At 70.3% G+C, this 24,654-nt stretch carries 24 protein-coding genes; 7 read left to right on the top strand and 17 right to left on the bottom strand.

The genetic code is table 11. The features are described from left to right. Window positions 1-74: 74 nt before the first annotated feature. Window positions 75-1,358, bottom strand: a complete 1,284-nt coding sequence (locus tag ACGFY9_RS02335) for an adenylosuccinate synthase (protein WP_393751097.1) — start codon at window positions 1,356-1,358, stop codon at window positions 75-77. A 186-nt stretch (window positions 1,359-1,544) separates the two neighbouring features. Here ACGFY9_RS02335 and ACGFY9_RS02330 point away from each other — a divergent pair, with 186 nt between their 5' ends. Next, complete coding sequence (locus tag ACGFY9_RS02330) at window positions 1,545-2,435, top strand: diacylglycerol kinase (RefSeq protein WP_393751095.1); 891 nt, start codon at window positions 1,545-1,547, stop codon at window positions 2,433-2,435. Between the two features lie 156 nt (window positions 2,436-2,591). On the opposite strand, the gene eutC is transcribed toward ACGFY9_RS02330, so the two are convergent. Together eutC and ACGFY9_RS02320 are read right to left on the bottom strand one after the other, a co-directional pair. Next, on the bottom strand, window positions 2,592-3,350 hold the full coding sequence (eutC, locus tag ACGFY9_RS02325; protein ID WP_393751093.1) for an ethanolamine ammonia-lyase subunit EutC: 759 nt from the start codon (window positions 3,348-3,350) through the stop codon (window positions 2,592-2,594). Beyond that, a complete protein-coding gene (locus tag ACGFY9_RS02320; RefSeq protein ID WP_393751091.1) occupies window positions 3,347-4,735 on the bottom strand; it encodes an ethanolamine ammonia-lyase subunit EutB in 1,389 nt (462 codons plus the stop codon). The genes eutC and ACGFY9_RS02320 overlap by 4 nt, the downstream gene beginning before the upstream one ends. A gap of 171 nt (window positions 4,736-4,906) precedes the next feature. Between ACGFY9_RS02320 and ACGFY9_RS02315 the strand changes: the two genes are divergently transcribed. Continuing rightward, a complete protein-coding gene (locus tag ACGFY9_RS02315) occupies window positions 4,907-6,418 on the top strand; it encodes an APC family permease (RefSeq protein ID WP_393751089.1) in 1,512 nt (503 codons plus the stop codon). Between the two features lie 106 nt (window positions 6,419-6,524). Here the strand turns inward: ACGFY9_RS02315 and ACGFY9_RS02310 are convergent, their stop codons facing one another. Beyond that, window positions 6,525-7,040, bottom strand: a complete 516-nt coding sequence (locus ACGFY9_RS02310) for a GbsR/MarR family transcriptional regulator (RefSeq protein WP_393751087.1) — start codon at window positions 7,038-7,040, stop codon at window positions 6,525-6,527. Window positions 7,041-7,113: 73 nt separating this feature from the next. On the opposite strand from ACGFY9_RS02310, the gene ACGFY9_RS02305 reads away from it, so the two are divergent. The 3 genes from ACGFY9_RS02305 to ACGFY9_RS02295 all read left to right on the top strand — a co-directional run bounded on the left by ACGFY9_RS02305 (window position 7,114) and on the right by ACGFY9_RS02295 (window position 9,890). Further along, window positions 7,114-8,001 (top strand): ATP-binding cassette domain-containing protein, encoded by an 888-nt coding sequence (locus tag ACGFY9_RS02305; RefSeq protein ID WP_393751085.1) that lies wholly within the window; start codon window positions 7,114-7,116, stop codon window positions 7,999-8,001. Further along, complete coding sequence (locus tag ACGFY9_RS02300; protein WP_393751083.1) at window positions 7,998-9,608, top strand: ABC transporter permease; 1,611 nt, start codon at window positions 7,998-8,000, stop codon at window positions 9,606-9,608. The genes ACGFY9_RS02305 and ACGFY9_RS02300 overlap by 4 nt, the downstream gene beginning before the upstream one ends. Before the next feature lie 63 nt (window positions 9,609-9,671). Next, window positions 9,672-9,890 carry a hypothetical protein gene (locus tag ACGFY9_RS02295; protein ID WP_393751081.1) on the top strand — a complete coding sequence of 73 codons (219 nt, stop codon included), beginning with the start codon at window positions 9,672-9,674 and terminating at the stop codon, window positions 9,888-9,890. Here the strand turns inward: ACGFY9_RS02295 and ACGFY9_RS02290 are convergent. The 4 genes from ACGFY9_RS02290 to ACGFY9_RS02275 all read right to left on the bottom strand — a co-directional run bounded on the left by ACGFY9_RS02290 (window position 9,880) and on the right by ACGFY9_RS02275 (window position 12,756). After that, complete coding sequence (locus ACGFY9_RS02290) at window positions 9,880-11,085, bottom strand: cytochrome P450 (RefSeq protein ID WP_393751079.1); 1,206 nt, start codon at window positions 11,083-11,085, stop codon at window positions 9,880-9,882. The two genes, ACGFY9_RS02295 and ACGFY9_RS02290, sit on opposite strands and share 11 nt — an antisense overlap. A gap of 305 nt (window positions 11,086-11,390) precedes the next feature. Next, window positions 11,391-11,609, bottom strand: coding sequence for a DUF397 domain-containing protein (locus ACGFY9_RS02285; RefSeq protein WP_393751077.1), 219 nt, complete (start codon window positions 11,607-11,609; stop codon window positions 11,391-11,393). Beyond that, window positions 11,609-12,427: a helix-turn-helix domain-containing protein gene (locus ACGFY9_RS02280; protein ID WP_393751075.1), complete on the bottom strand. Its 819-nt coding sequence runs from the start codon at window positions 12,425-12,427 to the stop codon at window positions 11,609-11,611. The genes ACGFY9_RS02285 and ACGFY9_RS02280 overlap by 1 nt, the downstream gene beginning before the upstream one ends. A 188-nt stretch (window positions 12,428-12,615) precedes the next feature. Beyond that, entirely contained in the window at window positions 12,616-12,756 is a 141-nt protein-coding gene (locus ACGFY9_RS02275) for a hypothetical protein (protein ID WP_393751073.1), read from the bottom strand. A 150-nt stretch (window positions 12,757-12,906) separates the two neighbouring features. Here ACGFY9_RS02275 and ACGFY9_RS02270 point away from each other — a divergent pair, with 150 nt between their 5' ends. Next, window positions 12,907-13,917 (top strand): helix-turn-helix domain-containing protein, encoded by a 1,011-nt coding sequence (locus tag ACGFY9_RS02270; protein WP_393751072.1) that lies wholly within the window; start codon window positions 12,907-12,909, stop codon window positions 13,915-13,917. Here the strand turns inward: ACGFY9_RS02270 and ACGFY9_RS02265 are convergent. The 4 genes from ACGFY9_RS02265 to ACGFY9_RS02250 form a co-directional block, all read right to left on the bottom strand. Beyond that, window positions 13,914-14,444: a glycine betaine ABC transporter substrate-binding protein gene (locus ACGFY9_RS02265; protein WP_393751070.1), complete on the bottom strand. Its 531-nt coding sequence runs from the start codon at window positions 14,442-14,444 to the stop codon at window positions 13,914-13,916. The two genes, ACGFY9_RS02270 and ACGFY9_RS02265, sit on opposite strands and share 4 nt — an antisense overlap. A gap of 1,009 nt (window positions 14,445-15,453) precedes the next feature. Beyond that, window positions 15,454-16,122, bottom strand: a complete 669-nt coding sequence (locus ACGFY9_RS02260; protein ID WP_393751068.1) for a response regulator — start codon at window positions 16,120-16,122, stop codon at window positions 15,454-15,456. Continuing rightward, window positions 16,119-17,483 (bottom strand): sensor histidine kinase, encoded by a 1,365-nt coding sequence (locus ACGFY9_RS02255; RefSeq protein WP_393751066.1) that lies wholly within the window; start codon window positions 17,481-17,483, stop codon window positions 16,119-16,121. The genes ACGFY9_RS02260 and ACGFY9_RS02255 overlap by 4 nt, the downstream gene beginning before the upstream one ends. A gap of 119 nt (window positions 17,484-17,602) precedes the next feature. After that, window positions 17,603-18,484: an alpha/beta hydrolase family protein gene (locus tag ACGFY9_RS02250; protein ID WP_393751064.1), complete on the bottom strand. Its 882-nt coding sequence runs from the start codon at window positions 18,482-18,484 to the stop codon at window positions 17,603-17,605. A gap of 209 nt (window positions 18,485-18,693) precedes the next feature. On the opposite strand from ACGFY9_RS02250, the gene ACGFY9_RS02245 reads away from it, so the two are divergent. Beyond that, window positions 18,694-19,350, top strand: a complete 657-nt coding sequence (locus ACGFY9_RS02245) for a TetR/AcrR family transcriptional regulator (RefSeq protein ID WP_393751062.1) — start codon at window positions 18,694-18,696, stop codon at window positions 19,348-19,350. 15 nt (window positions 19,351-19,365) lie between these two features. Here ACGFY9_RS02245 and kynU read toward each other — a convergent pair whose 3' ends face one another. The 5 genes from kynU to fbaA all read right to left on the bottom strand — a co-directional run bounded on the left by kynU (window position 19,366) and on the right by fbaA (window position 24,585). Beyond that, a complete protein-coding gene (kynU, locus tag ACGFY9_RS02240; protein ID WP_393751060.1) occupies window positions 19,366-20,559 on the bottom strand; it encodes a kynureninase in 1,194 nt (397 codons plus the stop codon). Further along, window positions 20,552-21,391 (bottom strand): tryptophan 2,3-dioxygenase family protein, encoded by an 840-nt coding sequence (locus ACGFY9_RS02235; protein WP_393751058.1) that lies wholly within the window; start codon window positions 21,389-21,391, stop codon window positions 20,552-20,554. Before ACGFY9_RS02235 ends, kynU begins: the two co-directional genes overlap by 8 nt. A gap of 153 nt (window positions 21,392-21,544) precedes the next feature. Continuing rightward, on the bottom strand, window positions 21,545-21,958 hold the full coding sequence (locus ACGFY9_RS02230; RefSeq protein ID WP_033284811.1) for a DUF3151 domain-containing protein: 414 nt from the start codon (window positions 21,956-21,958) through the stop codon (window positions 21,545-21,547). Window positions 21,959-22,022: 64 nt separating this feature from the next. Further along, window positions 22,023-23,489, bottom strand: coding sequence for an MFS transporter (locus ACGFY9_RS02225; protein ID WP_393751057.1), 1,467 nt, complete (start codon window positions 23,487-23,489; stop codon window positions 22,023-22,025). A gap of 64 nt (window positions 23,490-23,553) precedes the next feature. Beyond that, window positions 23,554-24,585: a class II fructose-bisphosphate aldolase gene (gene fbaA / locus ACGFY9_RS02220; RefSeq protein ID WP_393751055.1), complete on the bottom strand. Its 1,032-nt coding sequence runs from the start codon at window positions 24,583-24,585 to the stop codon at window positions 23,554-23,556. Between the last annotated feature and the right edge of the window lie 69 nt (window positions 24,586-24,654).

The raw sequence follows: 24,654 nt of genomic DNA, 5'->3' as shown, positions 1-24,654 counted from the left end.
CACAGCCCAAGGGCCGGTCAAGGTTTCCCAAGACCGGCCCAAGTCATGCCATCAACCGCAGCTCAACCGCCGCCCTAGATGAACGAGTTGATCTCGATCGTCTCCGTGCGGCCGGGACCGACCCCGATCGCGGAGATCGGGGCGCCCGACATCTCCTCCAGCGCCTTCACGTACGCCTGCGCGTTCTTCGGGAGGTCCGCGAAGGTCTTGGCCTTCGTGATGTCCTCGCTCCAGCCGGGCAGGGTCTCGTAGATCGGCTTCGCGTGGTGGAAGTCGCTCTGCGAGTACGGGAGTTCCTCGACGCGCTTGCCGTCGATCTCGTACGCCACGCAGACCGGGATCTCCTCCCAGCCGGTCAGGACGTCGAGCTTGGTGAGGAAGAAGTCGGTCAGGCCGTTCACGCGGGTCGCGTAGCGGGCGATGACCGCGTCGAACCAGCCGCAGCGCCGGTCGCGGCCGGTGGTGACGCCCCGCTCGCCGCCGATACGGCGCAGCGCGTCGCCGTCCGCGTCGAACAGCTCGGTCGGGAACGGGCCCGAACCGACACGGGTCGTGTACGCCTTCAGGATGCCGATGACCCGGCTGATCTTCGTCGGGCCGACACCGGCGCCGGTGCAGGCGCCGCCCGCGGTCGGGTTCGACGACGTCACGAAGGGATACGTGCCGTGGTCGATGTCCAGGAGGGTGCCCTGGCCGCCCTCGAAGAGGACAACCTTGTCGTCCTCCAGCGCCTTGTTGAGGACCAGCACCGTGTCGGCGACGTACGGCTTGAGGCGGTCCGCGTAGGACAGCAGCTCCTCGACGACCTGCTCGATGGCGATCGCGCGCCGGTTGTAGAGCTTGGTGAGCATCTGGTTCTTGATGTCGAGGGACGCCTCGACCTTCTGGGTCAGGATCGACTCGTCGTAGAGGTCCTGGACCCGGATGCCGACGCGGTTGATCTTGTCCGCGTAGGTGGGCCCGATACCGCGACCCGTCGTCCCGATCTTCCGCTTCCCGAGGAAGCGCTCGGTCACCTTGTCCACCGTCACGTTGTAGGGCGTGATGATGTGAGCGTTGCCGCTGATCAGGAGCTTGGACGTGTCGACGCCGCGCTCGTTCAGCCCGTTCAGCTCGGAGAACAGGACCGACGGGTCGACGACGACACCGTTGCCGATGACCGGAGTGCACTCCGGTGTGAGGATCCCGGAAGGGAGCAGGTGAAGGGCGTACTTCTGATCGCCCACGACTACCGTGTGGCCGGCGTTGTTGCCGCCCTGGTAGCGCACCACATAGTCGACGGACCCACCTAGCAGGTCCGTCGCCTTTCCCTTGCCTTCGTCACCCCACTGAGCACCGAGCAGCACAAGTGCGGGCACGCGCGTACACCCCTTCCGGGCGGGGCATGTCCAAGGTCAGAGGCGTACGCGGCACGTGTGTGCCTCGTACGCCGGCGACCCTCGTCGGCCGCGACCCGTCGGACCGGATGCCCCGGAATAGACGAAGCCCCTGGCGCAATAGCGCAAGGGGCTCTTGCACAAAGATGCTACCCGAGGAAGCGAGGCATGGCCGAGGTGGCGACTTTCGCGACTTCCGATCAGCTGCTGATCGTCATCGATCCGGCCGCCCGGCGCACCGACGCGGAGTCCGTCCGCATCGCGAAAGACGTGCTCAGCGCGGGTGCGGCGACGAAGGTGTGCCTGCCGGAGGGGCCCGAGGAATTCGCCCGGGTCCTGGCCCGGCGGGGTTCGCGCCGGCCGGTGCTGGTGGGCGACGACCGGGCCCTGATGCGGGCCGTGTCCCTGTTGCACCGGCAGCGGGAGCTGGCCGGATGTGCGCTGTCGATGGTGCCGGTGGGGGGTGGGCTGTCCCTGGCGGGGGCGCTGGGCGTCCCCACGGGGGCGGTGGCGGCCGCGCGCGCCGTGCTCGACGGGGTCGTACGGCGGATGGATCTGCTGGTCGACGACAGCGACGGGGTGGTGCTCGGCGCCTTGCGGATTCCTTCGCTTCCGCCGATGCGCGAGGCTCCGCCGGTGGAGGCGACGCCGGTGCCGTCCGGTTCCGGTTCCGCGCACGCGTCATGGCTGCGGACGTGCCAGTCGCTGGTACGGACACTGGTACCGGTACGGCCGTCCCGGGAGCCGCTCGCCGGTGTGACCCGGCTCGGGCCCGCTCGGCTGCGGGTCGAGGTGGACGGCGTGACACTCGTCGACCTGGACCAGCCGGTGGAGGGGGTGTCCGTGACGCCGGGGGCGTCCGGCTTCGCCGAGGTGGAGGTACGGCCGGTGTCCGTGGGGGCGTCGGCTACGACGTTGCGCGCGCGGGGGCGGACGGTCACCGTGTCCGGGGCGGATTTCCGGTACCGGGCGGACGCGGTGGTGGCGGGGCCGGTGCGGACGCGGACGTGGGTTGTCCGGGAGGGGGCTTGGGGGCTTACTTTGCCGGCGGTGGGGTGAGGTGGGGTTTCTTTCGCCCCCGCCGCCCCTACCCGTCCCATCCTCCAGGGGCTCCGCCCCTTCGACCCCGACACGGGGGCCGGCCCCCGGACCCCCGCTCCTCAGACTCCCCCAGAGGGGGCACCCGCAAGGGACTGAAGTCGAGCTCTAATTGGTCTAGTTCGGCAGCATCTGTGTGTCCGACTCGTCCTTCAACGCCACCCCCGTCGCCCCCAACTCCCTTGCCCTCCCCATCAACCCCGCCAACTTCCCAGCCGCCACCTCATACGACAGCCCCAACGGCGGCCGGATGTTGCTGAGACAGTTCCGGTCCGCATCCGTGGTCACCCCCGGCTTCGGCCGGTACGTCAGATACGCCCCCAGCGAGTCCGCCGCCGACATCCCGGGCCGCTCCCCGACGAAGACCACCACCATCGCCGCGCCCATCGCCGAGGCCACGTCATCCCCCAGGGCAACCCGCGCCTGCTCCGCCAACACCACCGGAGCCACCTGCCACGCCATAGGCAACAGCGCCGTCGTCGCCCGCACCATCGCCGCCCCGTGCTCGTGCACCGCCCGGCTGGACAGGCCGTCGGCGACCACGAAGACCACGTCCCACTCCCCCACCGGGAGGTGTGCGCGGTCGGCGGGGTCCAACCGGCGGCCCAGGTCGGGGCGTTGGAGGTAGGTGAGGCGGTCGGGGGCCGCGCTGCGGACCCGTACGGTCGGTTCGCCTCGCAGCGCCGCCGCCACGACATCCGGCTCGAACGGGGAGTGGACCGCGTCCTTCGCCGCCGCGTGCGCGGCCTGCAACTCCAGCCGGTGGTGGGTCGGCAGGCCCGAGCCCGCCCGGCCCAGGCCGATCCTCGCCTGGGTGTGGCGGCGCAGCGAGGGCCACAACTCCGGCTCCACAGGCGTTACTTGACTGAGCGTCATGCCACCAGTTCCCTTCCGATCGCCGTCAACGGGTGGGTCGTGCCGGACACGTCCCTGATCTCGCCGCCCTCGCCCAGCAGGCCGATCGAAGCGAGCCAGGTCTCAAACTCCGGTGCCGGGCGCAGCCCGAGGACCTCGCGGAGGTACAACGCGTCGTGGTACGAGGCGGATTGGTAGTTGAGCATGATGTCGTCGCCGCCCGGGGTGCAGATCACGAAGGACGCGCCGGCCACGCCGAGCATGGTGAGCATCGTGGCGATGTCGTCGTCGTCCGCGTCGGCGTGGTTGGTGTAACAGATGTCCAGGCCCATCGGCAGGCCCAGCACCTTGCCGCAGAAGTGGTCCTCCAGGGCCGCGCGGAGAATCTGGCGGCCGTCGTACAGGTACTCCGGGCCTATGAAGCCCACCACCGTGTTCACGAGGAGCGGGTCGTAACGGCGGGCGACCGCGTACGCCCTCGCCTCCACCGTCTGCTGGTCGACGCCGTGGTGCGCGTCCGCCGACAGTGCGCTGCCCTGGCCCGTCTCGAAGTACATGACGTTCGAGCCGACCGTGCCCCGGCCCAGCGCCTTCGCCGTCTCGTACGCCTCGTCGAGCAGCCCCAGCGTCACACCGAAGGACGCGTTCGCCGCCTGCGTACCCGCGATGGACTGGAAGACCAGGTCCACCGGCGCCCCGCGTTCCATCAGGTCCATGCTCGTCGTGACGTGGGACAACACGCAGGACTGGGTGGGGATCGCGTACCGCTGGATCACGCCGTCCAGCAGCTCCAGCAGATCCCTCACCGCCTTCGGGCTGTCCGTCGCCGGGTTGATGCCGATCACCGCGTCGCCCGAGCCGAGGAGCAGTCCGTCGAGCAGGGCCGCGGCGACACCCGCCGGGTCGTCGGTCGGGTGGTTCGGCTGGAGGCGGGTCGCCAGCCGCCCCGGCAGACCGATCGTCGAGCGGAAGGCGGTCACCACCCGCACCTTGCGCGCGACCGCGACGAGGTCCGCGTTGCCCATGAGCTTCGACACCGCAGCGACCATCTCCGGCGTCAACCCCGGCGCTACGGCGGCCAGTTCAGCCGTATCGGCCGTCAGCAGCCACTCCCGGAACCCGCCGACCGACAGCCCGGCCACCGCCGCGAACGCCGCCGTGTCGTGCGTGTCGAGAATCAGCCGGGTCACGTCGTCGGTGTCGTACGGGATCACCGGCTCGGCCAGGAACGCGGTCAGCGGTACGTCCGCCAGCGCCCAGCGCGCCGCGACCCGCTCCTGGGCGGACGACGCGGCCAGCCCCGCCAGCCGGTCGCCGGAACGCTCCGGGCTCGCGGCGGCGAGCAGGCGCGCGAGGGAGCCGAAACGGTAGCTGTGGCCGCCGAGCGTGGAGGTGTACGTACTCATGCCGGCGACCGTACGAGGCGCGTGTTGCCCCCAGATTTCCTCAGATTTCTAAAGGTCTGGTTGACAAACATTTAACGCACCGCACCCCTTTCCCGACTCATTCGGCCTACAGAGTTCCGGTTCGACGCACCAGCCGAACGACAGCGAGAGCAGCAGGAGAGGGGCCATCCGATGGCAGTGGACGAAGGAGTCGCCCCCGCGGCGAACACAAGCGAGGACGACGCCGTTCACCGGCTCAAGCCCAACGCCATCGGCCTGCTGGGCGTGGTCTTCATGGCCGTCGCGACGGCCGCCCCGATCACCGCGATGACCGGCAACGTGCCCTTCATGGTCTCGTCCGGCAACGGCATAGGCGCCCCGGCGAGCTACCTCGTCGCAATGGTCGTCCTGGCAATCTTTTCCGTCGGCTTCACCTCAATGGCGAAGCACATCACGTCCACAGGCGCCTTCTACGGCTTCATCTCCTACGGCCTCGGCCGCACCGTCGGACTGGCCTCCGGGCTCCTTGCCACGTTCGCGTACGCCGTGTTCGAGCCCGCGCTGATCGGCATCTTCTCGACCTTCGCCACCGGAACCTTCAAGGACCAGACGGGACTTGACATCCCGTGGTGGGCCTTCGCGCTGGTGATGCTCGCGGTCAACGCGACAGGCACGTGGTTCGGCGTCTCGGTCGCCGAGAAGCTCCTCGTGGTCCTGCTCGGCACCGAGGTGACCGTCCTCGCGGCGATGGCGATCTCGGTCGCCCTGCACGGCGGCGGCCCGCACGGCTTCACCTTCGGCCCGGTCAACCCGGTCAACGCGTTCAAGGGCACCAGCGCGGGCCTCGGTCTCTTCTTCGCCTTCTGGTCGTGGGTCGGCTTCGAGTCGACCGCGATGTACGGCGAGGAGTCCCGCGACCCGAAGAAGATCATCCCCAAGGCGACGATGATCTCCGTCCTGGGCGTCGGCGTCTTCTACGTCTTCGTCTCCTGGATGGCCATCATCGGCAACGGCGAGACGGAGGCCGTGAAGGCCGCGTCCTCCTCGAACCCGCTCGCCCTCTTCTTCAACCCCACCGAGCACTACGTCGGCCACTGGGCGGTCGACCTCATGCAGTGGCTGATGATCACCGGCTCGCTCGCCTGCGGCATGGCCTTCCACAACTGCGCGTCCCGCTACATGTACGCCCTGGGCCGCGAGGGTGTGCTCCCCTCCCTCAAGAACACCATCGGCCGCACCCACGCCAAGCACGGCTCCCCGCACATCGCGGGCCTCGTACAGACGGTGGTGAGCGCGGTACTGATCCTCGGCTTCTGGGCCACGAGCAAGGACCCGGCCAACGCGCTGTACGTCCTGCTGGCCATCCTCGGCACGATGGCGATCCTCGTCGTGCAGGCGGTCTGCTCCTTCGCGGTACTCGCCTACTTCCGCAAGAACCACCCCGAGAGCCGGCACTGGTTCAAGACGTTCACGGCTCCGCTGGTCGGGGGGATCGCGATGCTGGCGGTGGTGCTGCTCCTGGTGTCCAACATGAGCGTCGCGGCAGGCTCGGAGTCCAACTCGCCGGTCCTGAAGGCAACCCCGTGGCTGGTACTGCTGGTCGCGGCGACGGGCATCGGCTACGCCCAGTACCTGAAGCGCAGGGCTCCTGAGCGCTATGCCTTGCTGGGCCGCACGGTCCTCGAAGAAACCAAGGAGCGCTGAGGTTCTTTTAGGGGCGCGGGGAACTGCGCGACCAGCCACGACGCTCCCGCAGATTCGCACTCGTCTGCAGGCCGTGGTGGGCCGGTCGCGCAGTTCCCCGCGCCCCTTAAGTAGCTCCACCGAACCGTGTTTCCCGGTACGCCCTCCACCGCTCCATCATCGCCGCGATCTCCCCGTCGACGAACTCGAAAAAGGCCAGGGTCTCAGCCATACGCCGCCCCGCCGGGGTCTCCGCACCGAGGCTGGCGACCCCCTCGCTCAACGCAGCCTCCCACCGCTTGAGGACAGCCTCGCGGTTGGTGAGCGCCTCGTACCACTGATTCCCCTGCACCCGATACCGCTCACGCCGCGAACCGGGCTTGCGCTCGCGAGACACCATGTGCTGCTGCGCCAGATACCGCACCCCACCGGACACCGCGGCCGGGCTGATCCGCAGCTGCTCCCCCAGCTCGACGGAGGTCATCGCGCCCGCGTCGGAGGACAGCAGCGCGGCGAAGATCCGCGCGGGCATCCGCTGCATCCCCGCCTCGACGAGCTGCGCCGCGAAGGACTCGACGAACTTCGACACGGACTCCGGGTCCCGCGCACCAGATGGGTCCGTCGCACCAGATGTATCCGTCATGGACCCACCCTACCCGCGCTTCACACGCTTCCTTAACTTCACAAATTTCTGAAAGAAGCGTACGTTCGGCTCCATGACGAAGGCAATCACCGTCTCCGGACTGCACAAGTCGTTCGGCAGGACGCAAGCCCTCGCGGGTCTCGACCTGGACGTCGAGGCCGGCGAGGTGCACGGCTTCCTGGGCCCCAACGGCTCCGGCAAGTCCACGACGATCCGCGTCCTGCTCGGCCTCCTCCACGCGGACTCGGGCGCGGCCCAACTCCTGGGCCGCGACCCCTGGACCGACGCCGTCGAACTGCACCGCCGGGTCGCCTACGTCCCCGGCGACGTGACGCTGTGGCGCAACCTCTCCGGAGGCGAAGTCATCGATCTCTACGGCAAGTTGCGCGGCGGCCTCGACACGTCCCGGCGCACCGACCTGATCGACCGCTTCGAACTCGACCCCACCAAGAAGGGCCGCACGTACTCCAAGGGCAACCGCCAGAAGGTGGCCCTCGTCGCAGCGTTCGCCTCGGACGTCGACCTGCTGATCCTCGACGAACCGACGTCGGGCCTCGACCCCCTCATGGAGGAGGTCTTCCAGCGCTGTGTGGAGGAGGAACGCGACCGGGGCCGTACGATCCTGCTCTCCTCCCACATCCTCAGCGAGGTGGAGGAGTTGTGCGACCGGGTGAGCATCATCCGCAAGGGCCGCACGGTGGAGAGCGGTTCGCTGTCCGACCTGCGCCACCTCACCCGCACCAGCGTGACGGCCGAACTCACCGGCGCCCCCAACGGGTTGGCGGCCCTGCCGGGGGTCCACGACCTGGACGTACAGGGCCACCGAGTCCGCCTCCAAGTCGAAACGGACCAACTCAACGCAGTACTGCGCTCGTTGAGCGAGTCCGGCGTCCGCTCGCTGACCTCGAAGCCGCCGACGCTGGAGGAGCTGTTCCTCCGCCACTACCAGGAGACGGCATGACGGCCGCAGCGTTCCCAGCACGCCCCGCCGTCAGCGGCTCGCGTCAACTGGCAGGCACCGGCGCCCTGTTGCGCTTCAACCTGCGCCGCGACCGCGTGGTGATCCCGGCCTGGGTGGCGGTGACGGGCCTGCTGGTGCTGTCACTCCCCAGCTCCCTGAAGACCGTGTACTCCACCCCCGCCGAACGCGCCGACGTCGCCCGCCAGATGCTCACCAACAGTTCGCTGCGCGCCACCTACGGCCCGGTGTTCAGCGACTCGCTCGGCGGTCTCACCGCCTGGCGCATCGGCGGCTACGCCGCGATCCTCGCCGGGGTCATGAGCCTGATCGTCGTCGTACGGCACACCCGCGACGAGGAGGAGAGCGGCCGCCAGGAACTCATCTCCTCGGCGATGGTCGGCCGCCGAGCCCCCCTGACGGCAGCCCTGTTGACGGCGCTGGTCGCCAACTCCGCGCTGGCGCTGCTGATCACGGGAGGTATGGCCGGTCAGGGTTCGGCGGGAGCCCTGGCTCTCGGGCTCGGCATCGGCGGAGTGGGCATGGTGTTCGCGACGCTCGCGGCGATCGTCGCCCAGTTCACGGACAGCGGGCGGTTGGCGAAGGGCCTGACCGGCGGACTGCTGGGCGCGGCCTTCGTCCTCCGTGCCGTAGGAGACTCGACCACCAACGACGGTTCCTCCCCCGCGACTTGGGTCTCCCCGATCGGCTGGCTGGAGAACCTGCGCCCGTTCGCGTCCGAACGGTGGTGGGTACTGGCCCTGTTCGTCACCGCAGCCCTCCTCCAGGGCTTGCTGGCCTACGAGTTGGCGGGCCGCCGAGACGTGGGAATGAGCTTCTTCCCAGCCCGCCCGGGCCCGGCCCACGGCCGCCTCGGCACGGCGGGCGCACTGGCCTGGCGTCTCCAACGGGGCGCCGTACTGGGCTGGAGCCTCGGGTTCTCCGCGGCCGGGGTCGCCTTCGGCGGCATCACGAAGGGCGCGGCGGACCTGGTCGGGGACAACGCCAAGACCCGCGAGATCATCGAGCGGATGGGCGGCCAGTCCGGCATCGAGGACGCGTTCCTGGCCACGATGGCCGGCATGTTCGGCATGCTCGCCGCGCTGTACGCGGTCTCCTCGGTCCTACGGCTGCACAGCGAGGAGACCGGCCAGCGGGCCGAACCGGTCCTCGCGAACGCGGTCGGCCGCCTGCGCTGGGCGGCGGGCCACTTGGTCGTCGCCTTCGGAGGAGCGGTCCTGATCATGCTGCTGAGCGGCCTCGGCCTGACACTGGGCTACGGCACGGATCTGGGCCCCATCCTGGCGGCCTGCCTGGTCCAACTCCCGGCGATCTGGACCCTGGGCGCCCTGGCAGTGCTCCTCCACGGCATCTCCCCGCGCCTGTCCCCGGCATCCTGGGCAGCGGCCGGACTGGCCCTCGCGCTCGGCTGGATCGGCCCCGCGCTGAACCTCCCCCAGGCGGTCCTGGACATCTCCCCCTTCGGCCACCTGCCGAAGCTCCCGGGCGGAGACATGGCGTGGGGCCCGGTGACCGTCCTCACGGCGATCGCCGCGGCCCTGGTCGCCGTAGGCCTGACGGCTCTGCGCCGCCGCGACCTCACGACCTGACCGAGCACCCGACCTCGATCACGACCGGGAACCTCCGGCGGGCCGTGCGCGTCCGTCCCGGGCATGGGACAACGTGCGCAGGCCGCCGGGGGATGTCTGACCGCCTTGCTCGGCGCGGGCCTGGGACTGGGGGTGTGGTCGTACGGCGTCCAGGACCGCTTCTACCGCTTCGAGGCGAGCCCCGACTGGAGCGTTCTCTACGCCGAGCTGCCGCTGGCGGTTCTCGGCGGGGTCGCCGCCGCGCTCGGCGTGTGGGCACTGGTCCAGCGCGTCAGAGCGTGACGCTCAGCCCCTCCAGCCCCCGGATCACGAAGTTCGGCTTGCGCTCCGGCTCCGCCGCGAGCCGCAGCGTCGGGGCCTTCTCCAGCAACGCCCCCATGGAAGCGGCCAGTTCGATACGGGCCAGGGGTGCGCCGATGCAGTAGTGGATGCCCGCGCTGAAGCTGATGTGCGGGTTGTCGGCGCGGCTGAGGTCCAGGCGCTCGGGGGACGCGAAGACCGCCGGGTCGTGGTTGGCGGAGCCGAAGAGCATCGCGATCTCCGCGCCCCGGGGGATGGTGGTGCCGTCGATCTCGATCTCGTCCAGCACCCACCGCTCGAAGAGCTGGAGCGGGGTGTCGTAGCGCATCAACTCCTCGACGGCGGACGGGATCAGCGAGTGATCCGCGCGCAGGGCGGCGAGTTGGTCGGGGTTGCGGAACAGGGCCCACCAGCCGTTCACCGTGGCGTTCACCGTCGCCTCGTGGCCCGCGTTGAGCAGGAGGACGGCGGTGGAGATCAGCTCCTGCTCGGTGAGGCGGTCGTCGTCCTCGTCGTGGGCCGCGATCATGCCGGAGATGAGGTCGTCGCCCGGGTTCTCGCGGCGGGCCGCGATCAACTCGCGTAGATACGAGGAGAATTCGTCCGACGCGCGGACCGCCTTCGCCGCCGTGTCCTCGGACGGGCTGAGTTCGTACATCCCGCAGATGTCCGCCGACCAGGGGCGGAGCGGAGCGCGGTCCGACTCCGGGATGCCCAGCATCTCGGCGATCACCGCCACGGGGAGGGGTTCCGCCACGTCCGTGAGCAGGTCGCCGCCGCCCCTCGCCACCAGACCGTCCACCAGGTCGGCCGCCAACTGGCTCACGTACGGCTTCAGTTGCTCGACCGTGCGCGGGGTGAACGCCTTCGAGACCAGGCGCCGGATGCGGGTGTGGTCCGGGGGCTCCAGGTCGAGCATGCCGTGGTCGTTGAGGGTGTGGAAGGGCTCGTGCTCGGGCGGGGGTGCCGTACGGCCGAAGTCCTCGTGGGTGAAGCGGTGTTGGTAGGTGCGGCCGAGGCGACGGTCGCGGAGCAGCGCCGAGACGTCCGCGTGGCGCGGGACCAGCCACTGGTCGGTGGGCTCGTAATAGGTGACCCGGCCCCGGTCGCGCAGTTCGGCGTAGGCGGGGTACGGGTCGTCGACGAACGCGGGGTCCCAGGGGTCAAAGGCTGCCATGCACGGACGCTAGCCCGACAGCACCCGGTCTGACCAGGGGCGACCTCAGTGATCCCGGTGATCTCGGTGATCTCGGTGATCCAGGAGGCTGCAGGACCGCCGGTTGCCCCCGCGTATTTCTGCTCCACTGGTTTCCGCCCGGCGCGGTAGCTTGCCAGCGCCGTCCGGGATCGCCGGAAGCGCTGCGCGCACGGATCCTTGCGGGAGAGTGGGAGATCGGGGAGAGCCGCACCGCTCAAGTTCGAAGACCCACGCTGTCACCATTGAACGCCAGGCATTTGCCGTTCAGGTACGGGGACGGTCGTTCACACGACCGGCGGGGTCGATTCACCGCCGAGACGATCACTTTGCCGGCCACCCTTGATGTGCTCGACGAGGGCGGTGAAGGCGGGGGTGGGGAAGGAGAGGGTGGCGCGGTTGGGCAACTTGGAGTCGCGGACGGCTGTGCGGGTGGGGAGGGTGGCTATCTCGACGCAGGTGTCGCCGTCGCCGCCGCTGGAGTACGTCGACTTACGCCAGTTCATTACAGTTCCTTAGCCAGCCGGTGAATGAAGTCCCGCGACGCCACCGGGTCCAGTGACGCGCTCCTCACCTTATGGAACAGCGTGCGGAGCTTTTCCAACTGGGCCTCCGCATCGGAGAAGCCGACACCGGTCGGCGAGTCACGCAACCCGGTGTCCAACCGGGGCACGGGACCACCCAGATACATCATCGAGGCTCCGGCACCCGCGAAACCCACGTAATCGACGGGGATGACCCGTACAACGGCGTGCCCCTTCTCGATCTCCTCCAGAATGAAGGCAAGTTGAGCGAGTGACGCCCGGCGGTCCGACACTTGGACACGCAGGGCGAACTCGTGGATGACCGTCTCGTACGGGGTGGGGTCGTCGCCTTCGATGACGACGTGCCGGTTCAGCCGATGTTCAACACGTAGGGCCACCTCGTCCTCGGGAAGCTCGGGGCGCATGTACGAGTAGACCGCGCGAGCGTAGTCGGGGGTCTGAAGCAGCCCGGGCACGAGCATGATCACGACCTCGCGAAGGAACGTCGCGTGGTGCTCGGCCTCGGCGGTGTCGAGGAACGCCGGCGGTAGCACTCCCCGGTACTCCTCCCACCAGCCACGGGTACGGTCGGTCGCCATCGCCACGAGCGCGTCGATCAACTCCGTGTCCGTGCAGGCGTAGTGGACAGCCAGTCGGCGAACGCGCTCTGCACTGACCGCCGCGATACCCAACTCCATGTGGCTCATCTGGCCGGAGGTCGAGTTCAGGAGGGCCGCCGCCTCCCGGGCCTTCAAACCAGCGGCCTCGCGCAGCCTGCGCAGTTCAGTCCCCAAACGCACCTGTCGCGCTGTACGCCGGCCTCGGGCACCCAAAAGCTACGGACTAGCGGCAAACCGAAGTCCGCGGGGAAATCTCCAGCCTGGCAGCGATCCGCTACGCCTCGTTTCTCGTAACTGGCCGCTGATCCATTCCTGGATCGTCATCGGACGGCGCACCGGCGGCACACCGGCGACCGGCAGGAACACCGTCACTTCATGACCGCCGTCGCCCGCAACCGCCGGCGATCCACCAGTTCACCGGCCAACTGCCGTACGTACGGCTTCCGTTGCTCGACCGAGCCCAGGGTGAACGCCTTTGCGGGTGCGGAAGGGCGCTGTCCACCAGCCATACCCCAGCTCGTCGCCGTACCGCCTGTGGACTTGTGGTGAATGTCGCGGGGCCTGTACCCCGGTCCCGGACCGCTCCCCGCTTCTTGACGTTTCAATCATGGCGATCATGCCGGGAATGGGCGACTGGTGGACCTGTGATTGGCGGTGCGATGGGACGTCCTGAGCGGCCGGTGGACCCCGAGGCCGGAGCCGTTCAGCGGCTCGCGCATCAGCTGCGGGAACTGCGGGCCGCGTGCGGCGGGCCGTCGTATCGGGTGATGGCACGGCGGGCGCACTACTCGGCACCCACGCTGGCGCAGGCGGCCGAGCGGCTGCCGTCGCTGGCTGTAGTGCTTGCGTACGTGCAGGCCTGCGGGGCCGATCCCGGGGAGTGGGAGACGCGGTGGAAGGCCGCGGCCGAGGCGGAGCGCGCCGTACGGCAGGAGGGCAGCGGTGGCGGGGACGAGCCGCCGTATCGCGGGCTCGTGCGGTTCGAGCCCGGGGACGAATCGCTGTTCTCCGGGCGGGACCGGCTGGTCGGGGAGTTGCTGGAGCTGGTGTGCGAACACCGGCTGGCGATGGTGTTCGGGGCGTCAGGGAGCGGGAAGTCGTCGTTGCTGCGGGCCGGGCTGATACCTCGGCTGCGGCGGCGCATCGAGGGAGACGGCTGCGCGGCGGTGCTGCGGGTGCTCACCCCGGGGGCCACGCCGGCGGCGACCCACGGGCATCTGCTGACTCCCGGGGACGGGGAGGCGTTCAGCCCCGACAGCGGGGCGTTCGCGTACGGGGTGTCCACACCGGGTCGGGACGCGGCCCCGCAGCGGCTGACCGTGTGGAACGTCACCGGTGACCGCGCACGGACCACGCTGGACATCACCTCGTCCTCCGCCGGTACGGCGGTCGCGCTGGCCCTCGGTCCGGGCGGACGCACCCTGCTGGCCGCCCGTACTCCCGGCACCCCGCACCTCACCGACGAGGTCTGGGACGTCACCCGGCACCGCAGGACGGCCGTGCTCAAGGGCTTCGACAGTCACCTCCTGGCCCTGCGGCCCGACGGCCGGCTGCTCGTCGGCGGCAGCCACAGCGCCGCTCTGCCCGCCGGTCCGGTCACCGCGCGGGCCCTCGGCCAGAGCGGGCGGATCGGCGCGCTGGCCTTCGGCGCCGACGGTTCCTGGTCCTAGTGCAGCAGGCCCTTGGTCCGCAGCCAGGCCCTGGCCGCCTTACCGGGTGTCTCGCCCGCGTCGACCGACGCGGTGAGCTTCGCCAACTGGGTGGTCGTCAGCAGGGTGTTGACCCTGGCCAGCGCCGTCCGGCCTGCCAGGTCCACGGCGGGGGCGCTGATCAGCGGGAAGACATGCTCGGACGGTACGACGGACTTCGGGTCGGCGTGCACCACCAGCCCGTCCCGGGCGATCACCGGGTCTGTGCTGCGCAGCACGCGGATGTCCGCCGCCTGAGCTGTCCCGGCCGGGGTGAGCGTGATGCCGTACGCCTTCTTGAGGGCGGCGACGGACGGGGCGTCGGGATCGCCGGACGCGGAACCGCCGAGCGTCAGACCGGTGCGGGCCCCGCGGACGTCGGCAAGGCCGCGCAGCTTGTGCCGCCCCGCGGTGGACCTGGTCACCGCGAGGACGACCCCGCCCTGCGCCGCCGCCGGAGGCAACGCGACGATCCCCGGCGGCAACGCCATGCTCAGCGTCGCCTCCATGTTCCCGGGTATGGTCTGCCCGCCCGGCATCGCCCGCAGCAGCGTGGACTCGTAGGCGGGCGCGATGCCTGATCCTGCCGTCCACCACGGCCTGTGCGGTGTCGACGGGGCACGCGTACGAGGTGTCCGCCGTCCGCACCTTCTCCCCTGCCCGGGTGAGGAGTTCGCCGTAGAGCGCCGCCACGACCCGGCTTTGGGCCGAGCCGTCGGTACCGATCACCGCCGGCCCCGCACGGTCCGCGTAACCGACGTGCGCACCCGCGGCGTTCGCGCTCGCGCAGCCGGAGAGAAGGCCGGGGAGAAGGAGGAGCGAGCTGGCCGCGAGAGCGCCGGTACGGAACATCGCGCCCTGCCCGTCAGCAGTGCCGGCCGCGATCAGCCAGGCTCATCGGCTTGTCCTAGTACTTGTCCTTGAACTGGATCTCCCACCACCCCTTCGCCTGCTGCTTGGAGGTGCCGCGCTCGATCCAGCCGTAGCTTCCCGAGGGGATGTTGACCGTGTTGGACTCGGTGTCGTTGTGGGAGTTCTGCCAGGTGTGGCTGTAGCTCGTCTCGCCTGCACCTCGAAGACCTCGGCGAACTTGTAGCCCGCCGTGACCGAGACGCCGACCGTGTTGCCGGCGGTGGTCGTGTCCGACCAGTGCGCGGGGCCGGTGTAGCTCCAGTAGCTCTGCGGGCGGAACTTGCAGAAACTGGCCCAGTTGCAGGCCTTCAGGAGTTCGGCGTTGGTCGGGGTGTCGGCGGCGAGCGCCTGGGGAGCCGTGAGCAGCGAGGCCCCCACGGTGAGGGCACCGAGCACACCGATCGTGCGAGGGGAGAAACGCTTGGCGGATTTCTTCTTGCGCGGGGCGAAGGCCATGGATCACTCCATCGAGAGGGGGAGTTCGGTGGAAGCACCAGTTGCTGCGCACCACTCTCGGACGGAACCGCCCGCCGCTGATCAACGTCCCCTCACAGCCGGGGACGGAATCGGCTCAGCGTTTCATCGGAGTCACCTCGGAATCCCGCGTCACCCCGGCCTCACCAGCCTCGCCTCGTACGCGAACACCGCCGCCTGCGTGCGGTCCCGCAGTCCCAGCTTCACCAGGATCCGGCTGACATGGGTCTTGATCGTCGACTCGGCGACCACCAGCCGCTCGGCGATCTCCCCGTTCGACAGACCCTGGGCGATGAGGACCAGCACCTCCGTCTCCCGCTCGGTCAGATCCCCGTACGTCCCCTGCTGCGCGGCCGGCATCAGACGGGGTGTCTCGGACAGCTTCGAGAACTCCGTGATCAGCCGTCTGGTGACGGAGGGCGCGAGCAGCGCCTCGCCGGCCGCCACCACCCGTACCCCGTCGGCGAGTTGACGTGCCGAGGCGTCCTTGAGGAGGAAGCCGGAGGCTCCCGCGCGCAGCGCCTGGTACACGTACTCGTCGAGGTCGAAGGTGGTGAGCACCAGCACCTTCGCCGCACTGTCCGCCGCGACGATCTCCCGGGTCGCCTCGATGCCGTTCATCTCCGGCATCCGGATGTCCATCAGCACGACGTCCGGGACCAGTTCACGCACCCGCTCGACCGCGTCGCGCCCGTTCACCGCCTCGCCGACGACCTCGATGTCCGGCATCGCGCCCAACAGGACCGAGAAGCCCTCGCGCACCATCATCTGGTCGTCCGCGATCAGTACGCGGATCGTCATGCGTCACCTTCCCTGGCGCTCGGCACGGGTTCACCCGCACTCGGGACCGGCAGGAACACCGTCACCTCGTAGCCGCCGTCGTCGGCCGGGGCCGCCGTCATCTCGCCGTTCAGCATGGAGACCCGCTCCCGCATCCCCGTGATGCCGTGCCCGGCGCCGGGCGAGGGCTTGACCAGGCTCGGCTCGGGCATCGGGCCGTTGACTATGCGCAGGCCCAGCCCGCCCAGCACATAACCGATCTCCACCCGGGCACTCGCACCGGGCGCGTGCCGCAGGGTGTTGCTCAACGCCTCCTGCACTATCCGGTACGCCGACAGCTCGACGCCCTGCGGGAGTTCACGCACCGCTCCCGTCACCGCCTTGTCGACGCTCAGGCCCGCGTCACGCACATTGGCGAGCAGCGCGTCCATGTCGGCGAGGGTGGGCTGCGGGGCGTCGGGGGCCTCGTAGTCCTCCGCGCGGACCACGCCCAGGACCCGGCGCAGCTCGGTCAGGGCGGCCACCGCGTTCTCCCTGATGGTGACGAACGCGCGCTCCAGCTCCGGCGGCGGGTTCTCCACGCGGTAGGGTGCGGCCTCCGCCTGGATGGCGACCACCGACATGTGGTGGGCGACCACGTCGTGCAGCTCGCGGGCGATCGTCGTGCGCTCCTCCAGCAGCGTGCGCCGGGACCGCTCGTGCGCCGTCACCGTCAGCTGCGCGGTCACCTCCTGCCGGGCCTCCCGGCGTATCTGCCAGACGGCGACGCCGAGCAGCATCAGGGCGGAGAGGAACAGCATCTGCGCACTGTCCGAACCGAAGGCGTGGCCGCCGGCCAAGCTGGAGGCGCCAATGCCGTAGACCGCCGTCAGCGCCCACATCCAGGCGGCCGTGCGCGGTCGGGTGCGTATCGCCACGATCGCGAGCACGGCCAGGTGGCAGACGAAGCTGCCGGTCCGCCACGGCCACTCGTCGTCGAACTCGGTCGCCAGGGCGGTGGCGACCGGCGTCGCGGCCATGGACAGCCAGAACGCGCCGACCGGCCGCACCATGGTCAGCAGCACCGGCATCAGGGCGAGCAGGCCGAGGATCAAGTTGCCGCCCGCGCCGCGGGCCTCGTCGTTCGTCGCGACGAACATCGCGAGCAGGCCGACCGCGGTGATCAGGGCGTGCGGGCTCCAGGCCGCGTACTCCCGCGCCCGGCCCTTCAGACGCCGGGTCAGCGGGCCTTCGGCGGTGGAGGGGGGCAGCGGGCGGTAGGCGAAAGCGTCGTGGAACAGGTCCTGCCGCAGTCCGCGCAGGGCGTCCGCGGCAAGCCTGAACTCCGGGCTGCGCGGCTTGGCCCCGCCTGTCGGCGGCAACTGCTGGGTCGTCTCGGTCACATTCAAAACGGTAGGCGGAGCGGTCCGTCGCCGTCGTCACCTGTGAGAAGGGTCCTGGTCCGTCCGTCTCAAGTACTACGGGTATGACCGGGACGGAAAGGCACCCGGGCAGGGGCCGCTCACCACGCCAGCTGTGCGATCTCCTCCGCCACCACGGCGCACGCGTCCGCCGCCGGGTCGATCAGCGGGAAGTGCCCGACGTCCTCCAGCAGCGTGAGGCCCACGACCTCACCCGACTTCGCCGCCGCGTCCGCGTAGGACTCGGCGACCGCCTGGGGGACGACGATATCGGCGCGGCCCTGGACCAGGGTGGTCGCGATGCCGGTGGGGAGGAGGAGCGACGGGTCCGCGTACGGCAGGCGCTCGACGAACCTGGCTTCTCCGCCCAGGAGTTGAGCGGCCGCTCCGTCGCATACCGCCAGCTTCTCGGCGACCGTGAAGTCGGCGATCGGGGCGAGGGCGACCACGCCGCGCAGTGCGGCGGGGGCGTCGGTGCGCCAGGGGGCGTCCTTCGGGAGGACGTGCCGGGCCGCGGCCCAGAGGGCGAGGTGGCCGCCCGCCGAGTGCCCGGTGATCACCGTGCGGCGCGGATCGGCCTGCGGCAGCGCCTCCCGTACGAGTGCGGGGAGGGCGTCCAGCGCCGCCGCGATGTCGTCGAAGGTGTCCGGCCAGCGCCCCGCGACCGGACCCGTACCGCCCTGCGTGGGCAGGGCCGCGCCCCGCCGGTACTCGACGTTGGCCACCGCGAACCCCCGTCGCGCGAGGAAGTCCGCGAACGGGGTGATGTGCCGGCGGTCGTACGGGGCGCGCCACGCGCCCCCGTGCAGTACTACGACCAGGGGTGGAGCCTCGCCCGGCACGCGTTCGCCGCGCGGGGCGTAGAAGTCGATCACCTGATCGGGATGGTCGCCGTACGCGGCGGTGCTGTCGGGGTCGACGGCGGGGTGCGAGAAGGCCGACTCCTCTTCTGCGGTGGCACGTGCGGCTGCGTCGTCCGGCATGCTCCAACCTCTCAGCGAAGAAACGGATTTGGACGGTTCGGATGTGGCGGACCTGGAGAAGATTGCGGCCGTGGGCGGGACGGTACCAGGCCAGTGACGTGCGCGGACACGCGGATGTCACGCTGGGTGAGGGTTAAACGGTTCTGCTGTTTCGTTACGCTGACGCCGTGCCCGTCACGGCACCTCATCAGCACCCCCAGGAGCCCATCATGTCTGCCGAACCCGACCCCGAGCCCGGCACCCTGCGCCCCGGTGGCCGCACGGCACGCGTGCGTACGGCGGTGCTGCGGGCCGCGGGTGACGTGCTGGCCGAGCAGGGCGTCGACCGGCTCGACCTCTCGGACGTCGCCCGGCGGGCGGAGGTCGGCAAGACCACGGTGTACCGGCGCTGGGGTTCGGTGACCGCGCTGGTCGCGGACCTCCTCGTCGACATGGCCGAACAGTCGCTGCCGCGCGAGGAGACGGGCTCGCTGCTCGGCGACCTGCGCGCCAACGCCCTGCTCGTGCAGCGCACCCTCGCCGATCCCCGGCAGGGCGCCCTGTTCCGCGCCGTCATCGCCGCCGCGACCTGCGACGCCCGTACGGCCGAGGCCCTGCGCCACTTCTACGAGGTGCGGGTCGCCGAGTGGGCGCCCTGCGTCGAACAGGCCGTCGCGCGCGGGGAGTTGCCCGCAGGCACCGATCCCTCCCAGGTCGTACGGGCCGTATCGGCACCCCTCTACTACGAGTTGCTGACCACCGGGACCGCCCCGGACACCCCTGCCGCGGAGCGCGCCGCGCAAGCCGCGCGGGCCGCTGCCGTGGCAGGGGTGTACGTCATCGGCCTCTCCGAAGATCTAACCACTCCTGTCTCCTACGACGGTTAGATCGAGGTACAGCTTCTAGCGGACCAGGTCTCCCAGCGTCCGAGCCGCCCGCTCCACGTCCCCGAACCCGACGTACAACGGCGTGAATCCGAACCGCAGCACGTCCGGATGCCGGAAGTCGCCGACCACACCCCGCTCGATCAGCCGTTTCATCACGTCCCCGGCGTCCGCACACCGCAGCGCGACCTGGCTGCCGCGCTCCGCGTGAGCCACCGGAGTCACCGACTCCACCCGACCGGCGGGGACGTACGACGCCACGCACTCCAGGAAGAAGTCCGTCAGGGCAAGGGACTTGGCACGCACCGCGCCGATCGAGACACCGCCGCCGTCCCACACCTCAAGGGCCGCTTCCAGAGCGAGCATGGACAGGATGTCCGGCGTACCCACACGACCGCGCAGCGCACCGGCGGCGGGCTCGTACGCGGACCGCATGCCGAAGGGTTCGGCGTGCGAGTTCCAGCCGGGCAGCGGCGAGTCGAAGCGGTCCTGCAACTCCCGGCGCACATACAGATACGCGGGCGAACCCGGGCCGCCGTTCAGGTACTTGTAGGTGCAGCCGACCGCGAGGTCGACCCCGTGCTCGTCGAGCCCGACCGGCAGCGCGCCCGCGCTGTGGCACAGGTCCCAGACGACCACGGCGCCCGCAGCGTGCACCGCGGCCGTCAGCGCGGGCAGGTCGTGCAGCCGGCCGGTGCGGTAGTCGACATGGTTGAGGAGCACCGCCGCCGTACGGTCGCCGAGCGCGCCCGGCACCTCGGCCGGGGCCACCGGCCGCAGTGTGCATCCGGTCATCCGGGCCGCCGACTCGGCGATGTACCCGTCCGTGGGAAAGGTCGTGGCGTCGACGACGATCTCGTCCCGCCCCGAACCGGCCGTCATCCGCACTGCCGCCACAAGTGCCTTGAAGACATTGACACTTGTGGAGTCGCCGACGACGATCTGCCCGGCCGCCGCCCCGACCAGCGGGGCGATCCGGTCACCGATCCGCTCGGGCGCGGTCCACCAGCCGCTCTCGTCCCAGGAGCGGATACGCAACTCGCCCCACTGCCGGCGTACGACGTCCTCGACCCGGCCGGGGACCGCCACCGGCAGCGCACCGAGCGAATTCCCATCCAGGTACACCACGTCATCCAGGACGAACCGCGAACGCGCGCCCGCGAGTTCGTCGGCGGCGTCCAACTTCTCTGCCTTCACCACGAGTTCAGACATGGGAGCGCGCCGTCCACAGCTCGGGGAACACGTTCTTCTGCGCGCGCTTCTCCAGCCAGGCCACGCCCGCGGAGCCGCCCGTGCCGGTCTTCGCGCCCATCGCGCGCCGGGTGGCGACGAGGTGGTCGTTGCGCCATCGCCAGACCAGTTCGGCGACGTCGGTCAACGCCTCGCCGAGCCGGGCGAGTTCGTCGTCCGCATCCCCGGAGTAGAGAGCGGTCCACACCGCCTCGACCTCCTCCGACGGCTCGTACCGCAGCGTCACGTCACGCGTCAGTACGGCCTCGGGGACCGCGTGCCCGCGCCGGTCGAGAAGCCTCAACACCTCGTCGTAGAGGCTCGGTTCCTGCAGGGCCTTCTCCAGCTCGGCGTGCACACGCGGTGCTCCGCGGTGCGGGACGAGCATGGACGCGGACTTCTCGCCGAGGAGGAACTCCATGCGGCGGTACATCGCGGACTGGAAGCCGGAGCCCTCGCCGAGGGCCGCGCGGTAGGAGTTGAACTGGGCCGGGGTGAGCTGGCCGAGGGGCCGCCAGGAGGCGTTGAGCGCGTCGAGTTCCCGTACGGAACGCTTCAGCGCGTCGATCGCGACCGGCACCCGGTCCTCGCGCAGGGCGCGCGCGGCGGTCTCCCACTCGTGGACGATGACGGTGAACCACAGCTCCATGACCTGGGTGGTGACCAGGAAGACCATCTCGCCGGGGTCGTCGGAGCGGGTGTGCTGGAGGTGGGTGAGGACGTCGGCCTGGACGTAGTCCTCGTAGGGGGTCGTCCCCTGGAAGTCGAGATGCGGGGCCTCGGGCTCCTGAGGTTCCTGAGCCGGTTGGGACATCGCTGTCTCCTGATGCGTACTCCGGGTAGCGGTCCGCCCCTGCCGTTTTCGACACGGTGGCCCCGGTCCCCACCGGGCATCCTCCCCAATCGTCCCCCGAGACCGCAAGGTCCGCCTGGTCACACCAGGCGGACCTGCATCAACGTCCCCGGACTAGCCGAGCGTCTGGGCCGCCGTGGGCGAGGAGTCCTTCAGGAACTGCGAGCACCGCGCGTACTCCTCCTGCTCCCCGATCGCCTGCGCCGCCCGGGCGAGGGCGTGCAGGGCCCGCAGGAACCCACGGTTCGGCTCGTGCTCCCAGGGGACGGGGCCGTGCCCCTTCCATCCGTTCCGCCGCAGGGAGTCGAGCCCGCGGTGGTAACCCGTACGCGCATAGGCGTACGACTCCACGACGCTCCCCCGCTCGAACGCGTCGTCGGCCAGCAGCGCCCAGGCCAGCGAGGAGGTCGGGTACTTGGCGGCGACATCGGCGGGCGTCGCGCCACTCGCGAGGAGGTCGCGCGGCCCGGGGTCTTCGGGGAGGTGGGTCGGGGGCGGTCCCCCGAGGAGGTTCTCGTGAATCGTCATGGGTTCCAGTCTCCCCCAGGGGCGGCGATTGCCTGGCATCCCGTTGCCGCACGGCATCAAGCCGCTACTCAAGACGTCCCTTCCCCACCCGCGGCTCCAGCGGCGGAGCCGTCACCCACCCGTGCGTGAGGCACTCCGGGCGGCGGCAGTCCGGTGCCGGGCGTCGTACGGTCGCGTACGCCAGGACCGAGCCCACCACCAGGACGCCCGCGCACCACCACATCGCCCGGTCGAAGGCGTGGTCGAAGGCACCCGCCGAGCGGTACGCCTCCGGGCCCATCCCCGCGAGCAGCGGCAGCGCGGCGACCGCGATGAGGCCGGCCGCGCGGGCCGCCGCGTTGTTGATACCGCTGGCCAGGCCCGCGCGGGCCGTGTCGACGGAGGCGAGGACCGTGGCCGTGAGCGGGGCGACCAGGATGACCATGCCGGAGCCCATAACGAGGAGGGCGGGCACGACGTCGGCGAGGTAGGAGGCGTCCGGGCCGACGCGCAGCATCAGCAGCATCGCCGCGGCGCACAGGAGCGGCCCGACCGTGAGGGGGATGCGGGGGCCGATGCGCTGGGCCAGTTCACCCGAGCGGGCCGAGAAGAGCAGCATCAGGGCGGTTGTCGGGAGGAGGGCCGTGCCCGCCTGGAGCGCCGAGTAGCCCGCCACCACCTGGAGTTGGAGCGCGGTCAGGAAGAAGAAGCCGCCGAAGGCCGCGTAGACGCAGAGGGTGACGAGGTTGACCGCCGTGAACTGGCGCGACGCGAAGATGTCCGGCGGCATCATCGGGTCGGCGCCGCGCTTCTCGACGTAGACGAAGGCGACGCCCGCGGCCACGCCCGCGACGGCGGTCAGCGCGACCACCAGCGAGCCGTTGCGCGCCTCGATCAGCGCGTACGTCACGAGCGCGAGCGACACAGCCCCCAGTGTCGCGCCGAGGACGTCGAAGCGGCCGTGCTTGCGGCCGTCCGCGGACTCGGGGACGTGGCGTACGGCGATGGGGGCGCAGATGAGGGCCATGGGGACGTTGATCAGGAACACCCAGCGCCAGCCGGGGCCGTCCACCAGCCAGCCGCCCAGGAACGGGCCGATCGCCGCGCCGATGCCGCCGAAGCCGGACCACAGGCCGACCGCCCTGGCCCGGTCGTCGGGGTGGAAGGAGGCCTGGATCAGGGCGAGGGAGCCCGGGGTGAGGAGCGCGCCGCCGATGCCCTGCAGCGCGCGGGCGGCGACCAGGACGCCCACATTGGGGGCGAGTCCGCACAGCAGGGAGGCTGCCGCGAACCACACCACACCCAGGACGAAGATCTTGCGGCGCCCGTAGCGGTCGCCGAGGGAACCGCCGAGGAGGATCAGGCCGGCCAGCGTCAGCATGTACGCGTTGACCGTCCACTGGAGGGCGGCCAGGTCGGCGTCGAGATCGCGGCCGATGCGGGGCAGGGCGACATTGACGACGGTGGAGTCCACCAAGGCCATGCTGGAGCCGAGCACCGTGGTCAGCAGGATCCACTTGCCCTGGGGCGAGGCGAGCCGGACGTCGGACATGCCCCTAGGTATACAGCGAGCCCGGCGCCGTAGACAGACGGCGCCGGGCTCGTGATGCGGCGGGTTACTTGATCTTCGTGCCCGTGGAGCGCAGGTTCGAGCACGCCTCGGTGACGCGCGCCGCCATCGACGCCTCGGCGAGCTTGCCCCAGGTGCGCGGGTCGTAGGTCTTCTTGGAGCCGACCTCGCCGTCGACCTTCAGGACACCGTCGTAGTTCTTCAGCATGTGGTCCGCGACGGGGCGCGTGAACGCGTACTGGGTGTCGGTGTCGAGGTTCATCTTCACGACGCCGTTCTCCAGCGCGGTGGCGATCTCCTCCGGCGTGGAGCCGGAGCCGCCGTGGAAGACGAAGTTGAACGGCTTGCTGCCGGCCGGCTGGCCGTACTTCGCGGCCACGCCCTCGTTCAGCTCCTTGAGCAGCTCGGGGCGGAGCACGACGTTGCCCGGCTTGTACACGCCGTGCACGTTGCCGAACGACGCGGCCAGCAGGTAGCGGCCCTTCTCGCCGAGGCCGAGCGCCTCGACCGTACGGATCGCGTCCTCGACCGTGGTGTAGAGGGAGTCGTTGATCTCGTGCGAGACGCCGTCCTCCTCGCCGCCGGTCGGGGTGATCTCCACCTCAAGGATGATCTTCGCGGCGGCCGCGCGGGCCAGCAGCTCCTGCGCGATGGCGAGGTTGTCGGCGAGGGTCTCCGCCGAGCCGTCCCACATGTGCGACTGGAACAGCGGGTTGCCGCCGGCCTTCACGCGCTCCTCGGAGACGGCGAGCAGCGGACGGACGTAGCCGTCGAGCTTGTCCTTGGGGCAGTGGTCGGTGTGCAGCGCGACCGTGACCGGGTACTTCTCGGCGACGATGTGCGCGAACTCGGCCAGGGCCACGGAACCCGTGACCATCTCCTTGGCGTACTGGCCGCCCAGGAACTCGGCGCCACCCGTGGAGATCTGGACGATGCCGTCGCTCTCGGCCTCCGCGAAGCCGCGCAGCGCAGCGTGCAGGGTCTGGGTCGAGGTCACGTTGATGGCCGGGTAGGCGAACTTGCCTGCCTTCGCCCGGTCGAGCATCTCGTTGTAGACCTCGGGGGTTGCGATGGGCATGGTCCGCTCCTTGGTATCTGCGGGTTGGCGATCTTCGCGATCTGCGTGCTACGGCCCTGACCTAGACCT

This window comes from Streptomyces sp. NPDC048504, from assembly GCF_043200035.1.
In the GTDB taxonomy this organism is placed as follows: Bacteria; Actinomycetota; Actinomycetes; order Streptomycetales; family Streptomycetaceae; genus Streptomyces.
This window is presented reverse-complemented; position numbering and strand designations above follow the sequence as displayed.

What these genes read in the sequence shown, in the direction of transcription:
- ACGFY9_RS02330 (WP_393751095.1), top strand. Translation starts at nt 1,545, where the DNA reads ATGGCCGAGGTGGCGACTTTCGCGACTTCCGATCAGCTGCTGATCGTC.
- eutC (WP_393751093.1), bottom strand. Translation starts at nt 3,350, where the DNA reads ATGACGCTCAGTCAAGTAACGCCTGTGGAGCCGGAGTTGTGGCCCTCG.
- ACGFY9_RS02320 (WP_393751091.1), bottom strand. Translation starts at nt 4,735, where the DNA reads ATGAGTACGTACACCTCCACGCTCGGCGGCCACAGCTACCGTTTCGGC.
- ACGFY9_RS02315 (WP_393751089.1), top strand. Translation starts at nt 4,907, where the DNA reads ATGGCAGTGGACGAAGGAGTCGCCCCCGCGGCGAACACAAGCGAGGAC.
- ACGFY9_RS02310 (WP_393751087.1), bottom strand. Translation starts at nt 7,040, where the DNA reads ATGACGGATACATCTGGTGCGACGGACCCATCTGGTGCGCGGGACCCG.
- ACGFY9_RS02305 (WP_393751085.1), top strand. Translation starts at nt 7,114, where the DNA reads ATGACGAAGGCAATCACCGTCTCCGGACTGCACAAGTCGTTCGGCAGG.
- ACGFY9_RS02300 (WP_393751083.1), top strand. Translation starts at nt 7,998, where the DNA reads ATGACGGCCGCAGCGTTCCCAGCACGCCCCGCCGTCAGCGGCTCGCGT.
- ACGFY9_RS02295 (WP_393751081.1), top strand. Translation starts at nt 9,672, where the DNA reads ATGGGACAACGTGCGCAGGCCGCCGGGGGATGTCTGACCGCCTTGCTC.
- ACGFY9_RS02290 (WP_393751079.1), bottom strand. Translation starts at nt 11,085, where the DNA reads ATGGCAGCCTTTGACCCCTGGGACCCCGCGTTCGTCGACGACCCGTAC.
- ACGFY9_RS02285 (WP_393751077.1), bottom strand. Translation starts at nt 11,609, where the DNA reads ATGAACTGGCGTAAGTCGACGTACTCCAGCGGCGGCGACGGCGACACC.
- ACGFY9_RS02275 (WP_393751073.1), bottom strand. Translation starts at nt 12,756, where the DNA reads ATGGCTGGTGGACAGCGCCCTTCCGCACCCGCAAAGGCGTTCACCCTG.
- ACGFY9_RS02270 (WP_393751072.1), top strand. Translation starts at nt 12,907, where the DNA reads ATGGGACGTCCTGAGCGGCCGGTGGACCCCGAGGCCGGAGCCGTTCAG.
- ACGFY9_RS02265 (WP_393751070.1), bottom strand. Translation starts at nt 14,444, where the DNA reads ATGGAGGCGACGCTGAGCATGGCGTTGCCGCCGGGGATCGTCGCGTTG.
- ACGFY9_RS02260 (WP_393751068.1), bottom strand. Translation starts at nt 16,122, where the DNA reads ATGACGATCCGCGTACTGATCGCGGACGACCAGATGATGGTGCGCGAG.
- ACGFY9_RS02250 (WP_393751064.1), bottom strand. Translation starts at nt 18,484, where the DNA reads ATGCCGGACGACGCAGCCGCACGTGCCACCGCAGAAGAGGAGTCGGCC.
- ACGFY9_RS02245 (WP_393751062.1), top strand. Translation starts at nt 18,694, where the DNA reads ATGTCTGCCGAACCCGACCCCGAGCCCGGCACCCTGCGCCCCGGTGGC.
- kynU (WP_393751060.1), bottom strand. Translation starts at nt 20,559, where the DNA reads ATGTCTGAACTCGTGGTGAAGGCAGAGAAGTTGGACGCCGCCGACGAA.
- ACGFY9_RS02235 (WP_393751058.1), bottom strand. Translation starts at nt 21,391, where the DNA reads ATGTCCCAACCGGCTCAGGAACCTCAGGAGCCCGAGGCCCCGCATCTC.
- ACGFY9_RS02230 (WP_033284811.1), bottom strand. Translation starts at nt 21,958, where the DNA reads ATGACGATTCACGAGAACCTCCTCGGGGGACCGCCCCCGACCCACCTC.
- ACGFY9_RS02225 (WP_393751057.1), bottom strand. Translation starts at nt 23,489, where the DNA reads ATGTCCGACGTCCGGCTCGCCTCGCCCCAGGGCAAGTGGATCCTGCTG.
- fbaA (WP_393751055.1), bottom strand. Translation starts at nt 24,585, where the DNA reads ATGCCCATCGCAACCCCCGAGGTCTACAACGAGATGCTCGACCGGGCG.